The organism is Rhodococcus antarcticus, from assembly GCF_026153295.1.
In the GTDB taxonomy this organism is placed as follows: Bacteria; Actinomycetota; Actinomycetes; order Mycobacteriales; family Mycobacteriaceae; genus Rhodococcus_D; species Rhodococcus_D antarcticus.
The window spans coordinates 777608-791996 of sequence record NZ_CP110615.1 but is presented as its reverse complement, the minus strand read 5'-3'; the positions used below and the strand labels follow the sequence as shown (position 1 = coordinate 791996).

The window sequence follows — 14389 nt, the reverse complement described above, 5'->3', positions numbered from 1 at the left end:
CCGGACGCGGTGATCCGCGCTACCGACGGGTAACGACGCCGATGGTCGCACGGCGCACCGCGGCAGGGGCTCCCGGCGTGACCGGGAGCACCCGATCAGCGTCGCCGTCCCCTGGTCAGCCTCAGCGCCCGGACGAGCTGTCCCGCCATCCGGGGGCCGCGGTCGAAGCTCATGAGCTTGACCGGCAGGGCGAAGCGCTGGGAGACGACGCTGTGGGTGCGGGTGAACTCGCGCAGCCCGTCGGCCCCGTGGATGCGCCCGAAGCCGGAGTCGCCGACCCCGCCGAACGGCACCTCGGCGATGGCGGCGAAGGAGATGACGCTGTTGACCGCGACCATGCCCACCCGGAGCCGCCCGGCCAGCTCGTCGCCGCGTGCCTTCGCGAACACCGAGGCGCCCAGCCCGTAGGTGCCCCCGTTGGCGCGCTCGACGGCCTCGTCGGCGTCCGCGACCCGGTTGACCACCAGGACGGGCCCGAAGGTCTCCTCGGTCACGGCGAGGTTGTCCTCGGGCACGTCCAGCAGCACCACCGGGTCCACGTAGGGCGCACGAACCGACTCCGCGCCTCCGACCACCGCACGACCACCACCCTCGAGCGCGGCCTGCACGTGGCTCCTCACCACGTCGACCTGTGACGCCATGGTCATGGGCCCGTAGGAGGCGCGGTCGGTGGGACCGGGGCGCAGTGCGCGGGCCTTGGCTGCGACGAGCTCGACGAACCGGTCGTGCACCGCGTCGACCACGTACACCCGCTCCATGCCGATGCAGGTCTGGCCGCTGTTGGACATGCCGCCCCAGACCGCAGCGTCAGCCGCCGCCTCGAGGTCCGCGTCCGCGTCCACGATCATGGCGTCCTTGCCACCGCACTCGAGCACCACAGGGGTGAGGGTCTCCGCGCACGCCGCCATCACGCGCTTGGCCGTGCGGGTGGACCCGGTGAAGGCGACCTTGTCCACCCCCGCCGTGCACAGAGCAGCGCCCGTCTCGCCGAACCCGGTGACCAGCTGCAGCACGGGCGCGCCGTCCGGGCTGCCGGACGGGGTGGCGAAGGACTCCACCAGCCACCGGCCGACCCCGGGGGTGAGCTCGCTGGGCTTGAGCACCACCGCGTTGCCGGCCGCCAGGGCATACACGACGGAACCCATGGGCGTGAACGCGGGGTAGTTCCACGGGCCGATCACACCGACGACCCCGACGGGCTTGTGCTCGACGGTCGCGCGCTGGTTCGCCATCATCAGCCCGACCGAGACGGCCGTGCGCCCGAGGACCTTCTCGGCGTTGCGCGCGGCCCAGTGCACGTGGTCGATGACGAGCGTGACCTCCAGGCGCGCGTCGTCCAGCGGCTTGCCGGTCTCGCTCGAGATGACAGCGGCCAGCTCGTCGGCCCGGCGGGCGAGCACCGAGCGCCAGCTGAGCAGCCGGCTGCGGCGCTCCCCGGCCGTGAGCCCCGCCCAGTGCTGCGCTCCCCTGCGGGCTCGCAGCACGGCCGCCGCCACGTCGTCGGCGGTGTGCACCGGGTAGGACCCGAGGACCGTGCCCGTGCGGGGGTCGAGGGAGTCGAACGTGCTGGCGACGGGTGGCGCGATGGTCTGGGTCATGGTTCCTCCTCCGGGAGCGCCCATCACACCACGGGCGCCCGACGGACACGCGGCGCGGTCAGAACAGCCGCATCTCCGTGGTCTCCGCACCCCGCAGCGCCTCGTAGTCCACGGTCACGCACCGGATCCCGCGGTCCGTGGCGAGCGTGCGGGCCTGCGGCTTGATCTGCTGGGCAGCGAAGACACCCGTCACCGGCGCCAGCAGCGGGTCCCGGTTGAGCAGCTCCAGGTACCGGGTGAGCTGCTCCACGCCGTCGATGTCCCCGCGACGCTTGATCTCCACCGCGACGCTGGCGCCCGCGGGGTCGCGGCACAGCAGGTCCACCGGACCGATCGCGGTGGGGTACTCCCGACGGACCAGGGTGAACCCCGCGCCCAGGGTCTGCACGTGCTCGGCCAGCAGGACCTGCAGGTGGGCCTCCACCCCGTCCTTGACCAGCCCCGGGTCCACGCCCAGCGTGTGGCTGCTGTCGCTGAGGACGTCGTCCATCGAGATGACGAGCTGCTCACCGGCCTTGTTGGTGACCGTCCAGGTGCCGGCCTCCTCGACGGTCCAGCACGGGGGACTCATCCACATCAGCGGCTTGTACGCACGGTCGTCGGCGTGGATGCTCACCGACCCGTCGGCCTTCACCAGCAACAACCGCCGCGCGAGCGGGAGGTGGGCCTTGAGCCGCCCGACGTAGTCGACCTGGCACTCCGCGATGACGAGACGCACCGCGCCACCCTAGGGCAGGCTCAGGGCGTGGACGCCCTCAGCAGTCGGCCGGTGTACGAGAACCCCTGGATGACCGTGCGGGAGGACACGTTCCGGCGGGACGACGGGTCGACCGGGACCTACGGAGTGGTCGACAAGCCGACCTACGCCCTCGTCATCGCCGCAGACGAAGACCGCGTCCACATGGTGGAGCAGTTCCGCTACCCGCTCGGCGCCCGCCGCTGGGAGTTCCCGCAGGGCACGGCTCCCGGTCGTGAGGAGCTGGAGCCGGCCGAGCTCGCCCGACGTGAGCTGCAGGAGGAGACGGGCCTGCGCGCGGGCACGCTCGTCGCGCTGGGCACCCTCGACGTGGCCCCCGGGATGAGCAGCCAGCGCGGCAACGTCTTCCTCGCCACCGATCTCACGGCCGGGCCGCCCGAGCGGGAGCTCGAGGAGCAGGACATGCGTTCTGCGTGGTGGACGCGCGCGGCCCTCGACGATGCGGTGCGCCAGGGACGCGTGAGCGACTCACAGTCCCTCGCCGCCTACGCACTCCTGCTGCTGCACGAGCGCCAGCGGTCACAGCCAGGCGGGTGAACGCTTCTCCAGGAAGGACGCCCGGCCCTCGACCGCGTCCGGCAGCTGGGACGAGCGGGCCATGGCGGCGACCGCGATGACGTAGGCCTCGTCCTCGGGCCGGTCGAGCTGGCCGTACAGCGTCTGCTTGCCCAGTGCCTTGGAGACCACGCTGCCACGCGTCGCCCGCTCCAGGAGCCCGCTCACGGCGGAGTCGAGCTCGGCGTCCGGCACCGCGTAGTTGACCAGACCCCACTCCGCCGCCTGCTGCGCGCCCACCACGTCCCCGGTCAGCGCCATCTCCATGAGGCGCTTGCGTCCCACCGAGCGCGCCACCGGAACCGCCGGGGTGTGGCAGAACCAACCACCCTTGCCACCGGGCAGCGCGAACCCGGCCGAGACGGCGGCCACCGCCAGGTCGCAGGACGCCACCAGCTGGCAGCCCGCAGCCGTGGCCAGCCCCTGGACCCTGGCCACGACGACCTGCGGCACCGACTCCACGGTGCGCATGACCCGGGTGCAGAGCTCGAGCAGGTCCTCGACACCGCCCTCGTCACGCGCGTGCACGTCCGCGAAGTCGTGGCCGGCCGAGAACACCGACCCCTGGGCCGCGAGGACGATGCCCGTCGCAGCCGATGTACCCACCGAGGTGAGGGCCGCCAACAGCTCGGACAACATCTGCTCCGACAACGCGTTGCGCCGCTCCGGACACGCGAGCGTGATCGTCGTGTGCGGCCCCCGTTCCTGGACAAGGACGAGAGGGGACGAGCCGGGCGTCGGCGACGGTGTCATGGCGGTCAGGGTGGCACAACCACCCTCGGCGCACGACCCTCGCAGGGAACGCGCAGGACGTCGGAGGATCCACTGCCAGCGTTCCCACCGTCGTGGCCGACGGACGGAGCGCTTCGTGCTGTGAACGCAGAAAAGGGGACCCCAACGTGTGGGGTCCCCTTTCTGGGAATGGTGTTCGGCGGTGTCCTACTCTCCCACACCCTGGCGAGTGCAGTACCATCGGCGCTGGAGGGCTTAGCTTCCGGGTTCGGAATGGGACCGGGCGTTTCCCCTCCGCTATGACCACCGTAACAAGGCGGGACAACACTTCTCACCCTCCCGACCCGGTGGCCCCGGGAAGGGTGGGTGGTGCGGTGTGTTGTCTCAGATACCGCACAGTGGACGCGTAGCAGCTTTGTGGTAAGTCCTCGGCCTATTAGTACCGGTCACCTGCACACCTTGCGGTGCTTCCAGTTCCGGCCTATCAACCCAGTGGTCTGCTGGGGGCCTTACCCCCTCAAGGGGGTGGGAAACCTCATCTTGGAACGAGCTTCCCGCTTAGATGCTTTCAGCGGTTATCCCTTCCGAACGTAGCCAACCAGCCGTGCCCCTGGCGGGACAACTGGCACACCAGAGGTTCGTCCGTCCCGGTCCTCTCGTACTAGGGACAGCCTTCCTCAAGTTTCCTGCGCGCGCGGCGGATAGGGACCGAACTGTCTCACGACGTTCTAAACCCAGCTCGCGTGCCGCTTTAATGGGCGAACAGCCCAACCCTTGGGACCTACTCCAGCCCCAGGATGCGACGAGCCGACATCGAGGTGCCAAACCATCCCGTCGATATGGACTCTTGGGGAAGATCAGCCTGTTATCCCCGGGGTACCTTTTATCCGTTGAGCGACACCGCTTCCACTTGCCGGTGCCGGATCACTAGTCCCGACTTTCGTCCCTGCTCGACCTGTCAGTCTCACAGTCAAGCTCCCTTGTGCACTTGCACTCAACACCTGATTGCTGACCAGGCTGAGGGAACCTTTGGGCGCCTCCGTTACATTTTGGGAGGCAACCGCCCCAGTTAAACTACCCACCAGGCACTGTCCCTGATCCGGATCACGGACCGAGGTTAGACATCCAATTCGACCAGAGTGGTATTTCAACGGCGACTCCACCACCACTAGCGTGGCCGCTTCACAGTCTCCCACCTATCCTACACAAGCCGAACCGAACACCAATACCAAGCTGTAGTGAAGGTCCCGGGGTCTTTCCGTCCTGCCGCGCGTAACGAGCATCTTTACTCGTACTGCAATTTCGCCGAGTCTATGGTTGAGACAGCTGGGAAGTCGTTACGCCATTCGTGCAGGTCGGAACTTACCCGACAAGGAATTTCGCTACCTTAGGATGGTTATAGTTACCACCGCCGTTTACTGGGGCTTAAATTCTCAGCTTCACCACCGAAGTGATTGACCGGTCCTCTTAACCTTCCAGCACCGGGCAGGCGTCAGTCCGTATACATCGTCTTACGACTTCGCACGGACCTGTGTTTTTAGTAAACAGTCGCTTCCCACTGGTCTCTGCGGCCACAACACGCTCAGCCCGAGAAGAGCGTCACATGCCATGGCCCCCCTTCTCCCGAAGTTACGGGGGCATTTTGCCGAGTTCCTTAACCATAGTTATCTCGATCGCCTTGGTATTCTCTACCTGACCACCTGTGTCGGTTTGGGGTACGGGCCGTGTGAAAGCTCGCTAGAGGCTTTTCTCGGCAGCATAGGATCACCACATTCGCCTCAGTCGGCTATGCATCAGATCTCAGGCTTCGTGGGACACGGATTTGCCTGTGTCCCGCCCTACGTCCTTACACCAGTACTACCACTCACTGGCGCGGCTACCTTCCTGCGTCACCCCATCGCTTGGCTACTACCCGGTCGGTTCCCGCGCTCCACACCCCACGCAACCGGCTCGAAAGCCGGCGCTACGAGGCGCTTCGGGCGGTTAGCATCACGGGGTTCGCCATGGGCGCGTTCACACGGGTACGGGAATATCAACCCGTTGTCCATCGACTACGCCTGTCGGCCTCGCCTTAGGTCCCGACTCACCCTGGGCGGATTAACCTGGCCCAGGAACCCTTGGTCATTCGGCGGGGGAGTTTCTCACTCCCCTTTCGCTACTCATGCCTGCATTCTCACTCGTGCAGCCTCCACCCCTGGATCACTCCGGAGCTTCCCTGGCTGCACGACGCTCCCCTACCCATCCACACGACTGCACCCCACCCCGCAGGGAGAAGTGAATCACAAGTGTGAATGCCACGGCTTCGGCGGTGTGCTTGAGCCCCGCTACATTGTCGGCGCAGGATCACTTGACCAGTGAGCTATTACGCACTCTTTCAAGGGTGGCTGCTTCTAAGCCAACCTCCTGGTTGTCTTCGCGACCCCACATCCTTTCCCACTTAGCACACGCTTAGGGGCCTTAGCCGGTGATCTGGGCTGTTTCCCTCTCGACTACGAACCTTATCGCCCGCAGTCTCACTGCCGCGCTCTCACTCACCGGCATTCGGAGTTTGGCTGGTTTCGATAAGCTTGTTGGCCCTCTAGACCATCCAGTAGCTCTACCTCCGGTGAGAAACACGCGACGCTGCACCTAAATGCATTTCGGGGAGAACCAGCTATCACGGAGTTTGATTGGCCTTTCACCCCTACCCACAGCTCATCCCCTCAGTTTTCAACCTAAGTGGGTTCGGGCCTCCACGACGTCTTACCGTCGCTTCACCCTGGCCATGGGTAGATCACTCCGCTTCGGGTCTAGAGCACGCGACTGATTCGCCCTGTTCGGACTCGCTTTCGCTACGGCTACCCCACGACGGGTTAACCTCGCCACGTACCACTAACTCGCAGGCTCATTCTTCAAAAGGCACGCCGTCACCCCCCACACACAAGGTGTGCGAAAGCTCCGACGGATTGTAAGCGCACGGTTTCAGGTACTATTTCACTCCCCTCCCGGGGTACTTTTCACCTTTCCCTCACGGTACTAGTCCGCTATCGGTCACCAGGGAGTATTCAGGCTTATCGGGTGGTCCCGACAGATTCACAGCGAATTTCACGGGCTCGCTGCTACTTGGGTGCTCAACAAGAGAGGTGACAGGTTTTCGCGTACGGGAGTCTCACCCTCTACGCCACGCCATCCCAGGCGACTTCCGCTAACCACATCACTTTCTTACTCTCCACCGGTACAGCAGTCCCGGTACGTTGAGTCCCACAACCCCACGAGTGCAACGCCTGCCAGCTATCACACACCCATGGTTTGGCCTCTTCCGCTTTCGCTCGCCACTACTCACGGAATCACTGTTGTTTTCTCTTCCTGTGGGTACTGAGATGTTTCACTTCCCCACGTTCCCTCCACTCACCCTATGTGTTCAGGTGAGGGTGACCCCACATCACTGGGGCCGGGTTTCCCCATTCGGACATCCTCGGATCACAGCTCGGTTGACAGCTCCCCGAGGCTTATCGCAGCCTCCTACGTCCTTCATCGGCTCCTGGTGCCAAGGCATCCACCGTGCGCCCTTACAAACTTGGCCACAAAGATGCTCGCGTCCACTGTGCAGTTCTCAAACAACACACGGGAAACCCCCACACACACCGCCACCAACACCCACCACACCCACACCACCACCCGAAGGCGACACGCGGGAGACGACAAGCTGATGTGGCCGGCTGCAGGAGCCCGCAACCAAGAGACACACCCAACCAAGCGTGTGTTCTCTCAGGACCCAACAGTGCACCGATGCCCACCACCACCCCCCGACCACACAGGGCCAGAAGACGATGCCGGGACGTGTCAGCGTTCCACCCATGAGCGAACCCCGCGCAAGACGAACGCCTGCGAACGGGGCCACATCCTGCACTCAAGCCCACCACCCGTTCCCTGCCACCACCCACCCCGAGAGGTGAGCACAGCTGGTACTGGACGCGATGGACACCGACAGGCGCTGTGAGCTCCTTAGAAAGGAGGTGATCCAGCCGCACCTTCCGGTACGGCTACCTTGTTACGACTTCGTCCCAATCGCCGATCCCACCTTCGACAGCTCCCTCCACAAGGGTTGGGCCACTGGCTTCGGGTGTTACCGACTTTCGTGACGTGACGGGCGGTGTGTACAAGGCCCGGGAACGTATTCACCGCAGCGTTGCTGATCTGCGATTACTAGCGACTCCGACTTCACGGGGTCGAGTTGCAGACCCCGATCCGAACTGAGACCGGCTTTAAGGGATTCGCTCCACCTCGCGGCTTAGCAGCCCTCTGTACCGGCCATTGTAGCATGTGTGAAGCCCTGGACATAAGGGGCATGATGACTTGACGTCGTCCCCACCTTCCTCCGAGTTGACCCCGGCAGTCTCCTGCGAGTCCCCACCATAACGTGCTGGCAACACAGGACAGGGGTTGCGCTCGTTGCGGGACTTAACCCAACATCTCACGACACGAGCTGACGACAGCCATGCACCACCTGTACACCGACCTTGCGGGGCACCCATCTCTGAGTGTTTCCGGTGTATGTCAAACCCAGGTAAGGTTCTTCGCGTTGCATCGAATTAATCCACATGCTCCGCCGCTTGTGCGGGCCCCCGTCAATTCCTTTGAGTTTTAGCCTTGCGGCCGTACTCCCCAGGCGGGGTGCTTAATGCGTTAGCTACGGCACGGATCCCGTGGAAGGAAACCCACACCTAGCACCCACCGTTTACGGCGTGGACTACCAGGGTATCTAATCCTGTTCGCTACCCACGCTTTCGCTCCTCAGCGTCAGTTACTGCCCAGAGACCCGCCTTCGCCACCGGTGTTCCTCCTGATATCTGCGCATTTCACCGCTACACCAGGAATTCCAGTCTCCCCTGCAGTACTCAAGTCAGCCCGTATCGACTGCAAGCCCACCGTTGAGCGATGGGTTTTCACAGCCGACGTGACAAACCGCCTACGAGCTCTTTACGCCCAGTAATTCCGGACAACGCTCGCACCCTACGTATTACCGCGGCTGCTGGCACGTAGTTGGCCGGTGCTTCTTCTGCAGGTACCGTCACTCTCGCTTCGTCCCTGCTGAAAGAGGTTTACAACCCGAAGGCCGTCATCCCTCACGCGGCGTCGCTGCATCAGGCTTTCGCCCATTGTGCAATATTCCCCACTGCTGCCTCCCGTAGGAGTCTGGGCCGTGTCTCAGTCCCAGTGTGGCCGGTCGCCCTCTCAGGCCGGCTACCCGTCGTCGCCTTGGTAGGCCATTACCCCACCAACAAGCTGATAGGCCGCGGGTCCATCCCCCACCACATAAAGCTTTCCACCACACACCATGCGACATGTGGTCATATCCGGTATTAGACCCAGTTTCCCAGGCTTATCCCAGAGTGGAGGGCAGGTCACCCACGTGTTACTCACCCGTTCGCCGCTCGTGTACCCCGAAGGGCCTTACCGCTCGACTTGCATGTGTTAAGCACGCCGCCAGCGTTCGTCCTGAGCCAGGATCAAACTCTCCGTAAGTTCTCGAAGAGAACAATCACTGCACTTAAAACTCAACTAGCAACCCCCACACACCCCAAAAGATGCGCAAGAGCCAAATCCAAACAATTGGCACTGACAATCATCGGCACACTGTTGAGTTCTCAAAGAACACACGCACACCCTCGGATCCGGACCGTTCGCCCGGCCCCGCTGGGGCAACCTCTCAAACCTACCCGATCCGGCCCGCGGAGTGCAACTCCGCCCGTCTCGCACCTTGGCCCGGCACGGAGCATTGCTCCGAGCTTCCGAACTGGGTGGCACCTACGTCGATGGGCGAACTTCGTGGCTCCAGGGCCACCGTGTTCGCACTCTGTCGTGCGGTGCATGGAGAAAGCTACGGGGTGGACCCCCGGAACACAAATCGCCTGGTCACGCTCCCGGGGCGGTGGGACAGCCCGCCCGGCTCACGGTGTGTGAGCGTTCACGACCACGGTCACGATCTCGTCCATGATGTCGGTCATCGAGTAGTCCTTCGGGGTGAACACCCTGCTCACGCCTCTGCGCAGGAGTGCGGCGGCGTCCTCCGGGGGGATGATCCCGCCCACCACGACGGGCACGTCGCCCGCCCCGGCGGCAGCGAGCCCTTCGACGACCGCGGGGACGACCTCCATGTGTGACCCCGACAACACCGACAGCCCCACCACGTGGACGCCCTCCTGCACCGCGGCGGAGACGATCTGAGCCGGCGTCAGCCGGATCCCCTGGTACACCACCTCGAAGCCGCAGTCCCGTGCGCGGACGGCGATCTGCTCGGCTCCGTTCGAGTGCCCGTCCAGGCCCGGCTTGCCCACGAGCATCCGCAGCCGCCCGCCCACCTGCTCACCGGCCACGCGGACGTTCTCCCGGACCCGAGCGATCTCGCTGCCGGGGTCCCCGCCCCCGGAGGCGGCCGAGACCCCGGTCGGCGCCCGGTACTCGCCGAACACCTCGCGCAGGGCACCCGCCCACTCCCCCGTGGTCACCCCCGCTCGGGCGCACACGACGCTGGCCCCGACCAGGTTGGCATCGGTCCCGGCAGCGTCCCGCAGAGCGCGGAGGGCCTCCTCCACCCGGATCGGGTCGCGACCTGCGCGCCAGCACTGCACCGCGGCCACGGCAGCCGCCTCGACGGCCGGGTCCACGACCTCGATCGCCCCGGCCCCCTCCGCCTGCAGCGGGCTCGGCTCCGATCCGTCGAACCGGTTCACCCCCACCACTACGTCGTCCCCGGACTCCATGCGCCGACGACGCTCCGCGAGCGAGGACACGAGGGCCGACTTCATGTACCCGGTCTCCACGGCGGCGACGGCGCCGCCCATGGCCTGCACGCGGTCGATCTCCGCACGGGCACCGTCCACGATGTCCGCCACCGCGCGCTCGACCACGTGGCTGCCCGCGAAGAGATCCTCGTACTCCAGCAGGTCGGTCTCGAACGCGAGCACCTGCTGCATGCGCAACGCCCACTGCTGGTCCCACGGGCGCGGCAGCCCGAGCGCCTCGTTCCAGGCGGGCAGCTGGACCGCACGTGCCCGCGCGTCCCGCGACAGGGTGACCGCGAGCATCTCGAGCACGATCCGCTGGACGTTGTTCTCGGGCTGCGCCTCGGTCAGGCCCAGCGAGTTGACCTGCACCCCGTAGCGGAAGCGCGCCTGCTTCGCGTCGCTCACCCCGTACCGCTCCGCCACCAGCTCCGTCCACAGCTGGGAGAACGCACGCATCTTGCACATCTCCTCGACGAACCGGAGGCCGGCGTTGACGAAGAACGAGATGCGTCCGACGACGTCGCCGAAGCGCTCGGGCGGCACCTGGCCGGAGTCGCGGACCGAGTCCAGCACCGCGATGGCCGTGCAGAGCGCGTAGGACACCTCCTGCACCGGCGTCGCGCCCGCCTCCTGGAGGTGGTAGCTGCAGATGTTGATCGGGTTCCACCTCGGGATCGCCGTCACCGAGTAGGCCACCATGTCGGTGATCAGCCGCAAGCTGGGACCTGGCGGGAAGACGTAGGTCCCCCGCGACAGGTACTCCTTGATGATGTCGTTCTGGGTGGTGCCCGCGAGGGTCGCCAGCACGGTCTCGCGGTCCAGGCCCGATGCCTGCGCCTGCTCCTCGGCCACCACCTGGTACAGCGCCAGCAGCCACATCGCTGGCGCGTTGATCGTCATCGACGTGTTCGCCTCGGCCAGCGGGATCTGGTCGAACAGCGCACGCATGTCCCCCAGGTGGGTCAGCGGGACCCCCACCTTGCCGACCTCGCCCCTGGCCAGCTCGTCGTCGGGGTCATAGCCGGTCTGCGTCGGGAGGTCGAAGGCCACCGACAACCCCGTCTGGCCCTTGGCCAGGTTGCGCCGGAACAAGGCGTTCGAGGCCGCGGCGGACGAGTGCCCGGCGTAGGTGCGCATCACCCAGGGGCGGTCGCGCTCACGGTCGGTGGGGTACGGCACGGAGACCTCCGTCGTCGGTGACGAGATGCCGGCTGAGCGTACTGGCCGGTACCCCGCCCTCCCCGTGCACTTGCTCACAACCTCCGCTGGCCGGGCCGCGGCCCGTGGCGCACCATGTGCGGGTGGGTCCCTCGGAGCTCGTCCTCGCCCCAGCGCTGCTGGGACTGCTGGCGTTCTTGCTCTACTGGACCTTCGGGACCTCCAAGACCGGTCCGAACACCCACGGTGAGGGCGACGGTCTGCTGCGACAGGTGAGCGTGGTCCCGAGCGTCGATGCCGCCTCGGTGCTGCGCCGCCGACTCGCCGAGTCCGGCGTCCGCGCCACCGTCTCGCGCGGTGACGCCGGCGGCTACCGGGTGCTGGTGTTCCCGGCCGACGAGGCCGACGCCCGCACGGTGCTCAGCCGTCACTCCCTGGACTGACCCGCGGTGGAGCCCCCACCCGCTCGATGTCGCCCCCGAGCCGCTGCAGGTTCTCCACGAAGCGCGGGTACCCACGGTCGATGTGGAAGACGTCCCACACCTCGGTGGTGCCCTCCGCGCAGAGGGCGGCCAGCACCAGTCCGGCACCGGCTCTGATGTCCGACGCCCACACCGGAGCGCTGGACAACCGCGGGACGCCACGCACCACGGCGTGGTGGCCGTCGGTCCGCGCGTCGGCCCCCAGCCGGACCATCTCCTCCACGAACCTGAACCTGGCCTCGAAGACGTTCTCGGTGATCATCGACGTGCCCTCGCTGATGGCGGCGAGCCCGATCGCCATCGGCTGCAGGTCGGTGGGGAACCCGGGGAACGGCAGCGTCACGAAGTCCACCGCCCTGGGCCGCCGCTCCTGGCGGACCCGGAAGCTCTGACCGTCGGTCGTCACCTCGGCACCGGCGCCCCGGAGCTTCTGCAGCACCAGGTGCAGGTGGGCCGGGTCGACCCCGTGGACCGTCACGTCCCCGACGGTCATCACCGCAGCGATCCCCCAGGTGGCGGCGACGATGCGGTCGCCGATGACCTCGTGCTGGGTGGGGTGCAGCGTCGCGACGCCGGTGATCGTCAGCGTCGACGAGCCCGCACCCTCGACCCGCGCGCCCATCTCGTTCAGCAGCTGGCAGAGGTCGACGATGTCCGGCTCCCGTGCGGCGTTGTCGATGGTGGTGGTCCCCTCGGCGAGCACGGCCGCCATGAGGATGTTCTCCGTCGCCCCCACCGACGGGAAGTCCAGCCACACCTCTGCGCCGTGCAGTCCCTCGGCCTCGGCGACGACACAACCGTGCTCGATGCTGCTGCTCGCACCCAGCTGGCGCAGCCCCGCCTGGTGCATGTCCAGCGGTCGGGACCCGATCGCGTCCCCGCCCGGCAGGGCCACGACCGCGCGACGGCACCGCGCCACCAGCGGGCCGAGGACGCACACCGAGGCGCGCAGCTTGCCCATGGCCGGGAAGTCGGCGTGGTGGCTGAGGTCGGCAGGGGTGGTGATCCGGGCGGTGGTGCCGTCGAGTTGCACAGTGCAGCCGAGACCCCGGAGCACCTCCGCCATCAGGGGCACGTCGAGGATGTCCGGGCAGTTCGTGATGGTCGTGGTGCCCTCGGCCAGCAACGCCGCCGCCATGAGCTTCAGGACGCTGTTCTTCGCCCCTCCGACGTGGACCTCGCCCGACAGCCGTCCTCCACCGGTCACCCGGAAGTGCTCGCTCACGGACGCCGACACTATCCCGTCCGGCGGGCGGGACCCGGCCCGGCGGCGGTACGTTCGCCGACATGGCCGTGCACCTGACGAGGATCTACACCCGGACCGGCGACGACGGGACGACGGGGCTCAGCGACTTCTCCAGGGTGTCCAAGAACGACCCCCGGCTGGTTGCCTACGCCGATGTCGACGAGACGAACGCCGCACTCGGCGTGGTCGTCGCGATGGGCCAGCTCGACCCCGGGCTCACCGACGTCGTGCGGCAGGTGCAGAACGACCTGTTCGACGTCGGGGCGGACCTCGCGACTCCCGTGGTCCCGGACCCGAAGTACCCGCCGCTGCGCGTGACCCAGCCCTACGTCGACCGGCTCGAGGCCTGGTGCGACGAGCTCAACGAGAAGCTCGACCCGCTGACGTCGTTCATCCTGCCCGGCGGGACCCCGGCCGCAGCGCTGCTGCACGTCGCGCGGACCGTCGCCCGGCGCGCCGAGCGTGCGGCGTGGGCCCAGGTGACCGCGTCTCCGCACGACACGAACGCCCTCGCAGCCACGTACCTCAACCGGCTCTCCGACCTGCTGTTCATCCTCGGGCGTCTCGCGAACCCGGGCGGTGACGTGCTGTGGGTCCCCGGAGGCGGTCACGAGGACGCCACCCCGGACGCGGTCTAGGAGTCGTCCGCGCCCGGACCCCGGCGCCGCGCGCGGTTCGGGGGGCTGGACTCCACCCAGGACAGGAAGGCCGTCAGCGCCCCGCCGCCGAGCGCGATCTCCGACTCGCTCCCGCCCACCCGGAAGCGCACGACCGTGCACCCGGCCGGCAGCACGTCGAGCTCTGATTCGTCCGGGCTGCGCCGGTCCAGCAGCTCCAGGGTCCGGCGCGGGACGGTGCGGTCAGACCCGGGGCGGACGCTCGCCACGCGGAAGAACACCGCCTCGTCCTCGCGGTAGCGCAGGACGCCGTGGCGCCAGCCCGCCCCCCTGCCGGACGGGAGCGTGCGCAGCACCACCTCGGTACCGCCCCTGCGCAGGAGCTGGACGCGGTGGACGACGAAGGAGGCGGCGAGGGACGCGACCGCCAGCAAGAGAACCTCTGCCAGGTGCACTCCCCGCCGCCTCCTGTCGCTC

General features: G+C 66.9%; 9 protein-coding genes and 3 rRNA genes. 3 read left to right on the top strand and 9 right to left on the bottom strand.

What is annotated here, in order from left to right; translation table 11 throughout:
• Positions 1-95: 95 nt before the first annotated feature.
• Together RHODO2019_RS03930 and nucS are read right to left on the bottom strand one after the other, a co-directional pair.
• Positions 96-1598 (bottom strand): aldehyde dehydrogenase family protein, encoded by a 1503-nt coding sequence (locus tag RHODO2019_RS03930; RefSeq protein ID WP_265383719.1) that lies wholly within the window; start codon positions 1596-1598, stop codon positions 96-98.
• Between the two features lie 58 nt (positions 1599-1656).
• A complete protein-coding gene (gene nucS, locus RHODO2019_RS03925; RefSeq protein WP_265383718.1) occupies positions 1657-2316 on the bottom strand; it encodes an endonuclease NucS in 660 nt (219 codons plus the stop codon).
• Between the two features lie 69 nt (positions 2317-2385).
• Here nucS and RHODO2019_RS03920 point away from each other — a divergent pair, with 69 nt between their 5' ends.
• On the top strand, positions 2386-2892 hold the full coding sequence (locus RHODO2019_RS03920) for an NUDIX domain-containing protein (protein ID WP_265384611.1): 507 nt from the start codon (positions 2386-2388) through the stop codon (positions 2890-2892).
• Here RHODO2019_RS03920 and RHODO2019_RS03915 read toward each other — a convergent pair.
• The 5 genes from RHODO2019_RS03915 to RHODO2019_RS03895 form a co-directional block, all read right to left on the bottom strand.
• Complete coding sequence (locus RHODO2019_RS03915) at positions 2875-3549, bottom strand: enoyl-CoA hydratase-related protein (protein ID WP_265383717.1); 675 nt, start codon at positions 3547-3549, stop codon at positions 2875-2877. The genes RHODO2019_RS03920 and RHODO2019_RS03915 overlap by 18 nt on opposite strands.
• 287 nt (positions 3550-3836) lie before the next feature.
• Positions 3837-3953 (bottom strand): 5S ribosomal RNA (rrf, locus tag RHODO2019_RS03910).
• A 106-nt stretch (positions 3954-4059) separates the two neighbouring features.
• Positions 4060-7204: ribosomal RNA gene (locus RHODO2019_RS03905) — 23S ribosomal RNA — on the bottom strand.
• A gap of 426 nt (positions 7205-7630) precedes the next feature.
• Positions 7631-9147: ribosomal RNA gene (locus RHODO2019_RS03900) — 16S ribosomal RNA — on the bottom strand.
• Together the 16S, 23S and 5S rRNA genes form the textbook arrangement of a ribosomal RNA operon.
• 425 nt (positions 9148-9572) lie before the next feature.
• Positions 9573-11588, bottom strand: coding sequence for a protein meaA (locus tag RHODO2019_RS03895; protein ID WP_265383716.1), 2016 nt, complete (start codon positions 11586-11588; stop codon positions 9573-9575).
• A gap of 122 nt (positions 11589-11710) precedes the next feature.
• Here RHODO2019_RS03895 and RHODO2019_RS03890 point away from each other — a divergent pair, with 122 nt between their 5' ends.
• Positions 11711-12010 carry a hypothetical protein gene (locus tag RHODO2019_RS03890; protein WP_265383715.1) on the top strand — a complete coding sequence of 100 codons (300 nt, stop codon included), beginning with the start codon at positions 11711-11713 and terminating at the stop codon, positions 12008-12010.
• Here RHODO2019_RS03890 and murA read toward each other — a convergent pair.
• On the bottom strand, positions 11988-13274 hold the full coding sequence (murA, locus tag RHODO2019_RS03885; protein WP_265383714.1) for a UDP-N-acetylglucosamine 1-carboxyvinyltransferase: 1287 nt from the start codon (positions 13272-13274) through the stop codon (positions 11988-11990). The genes RHODO2019_RS03890 and murA overlap by 23 nt on opposite strands.
• A 62-nt stretch (positions 13275-13336) precedes the next feature.
• Between murA and RHODO2019_RS03880 the strand changes: the two genes are divergently transcribed.
• Positions 13337-13933 (top strand): cob(I)yrinic acid a,c-diamide adenosyltransferase, encoded by a 597-nt coding sequence (locus RHODO2019_RS03880; RefSeq protein ID WP_265383713.1) that lies wholly within the window; start codon positions 13337-13339, stop codon positions 13931-13933.
• On the opposite strand, the gene RHODO2019_RS03875 is transcribed toward RHODO2019_RS03880, so the two are convergent.
• A complete protein-coding gene (locus RHODO2019_RS03875; protein WP_265383712.1) occupies positions 13930-14367 on the bottom strand; it encodes a DUF2550 domain-containing protein in 438 nt (145 codons plus the stop codon). The two genes, RHODO2019_RS03880 and RHODO2019_RS03875, sit on opposite strands and share 4 nt — an antisense overlap.
• Between the last annotated feature and the right edge of the window lie 22 nt (positions 14368-14389).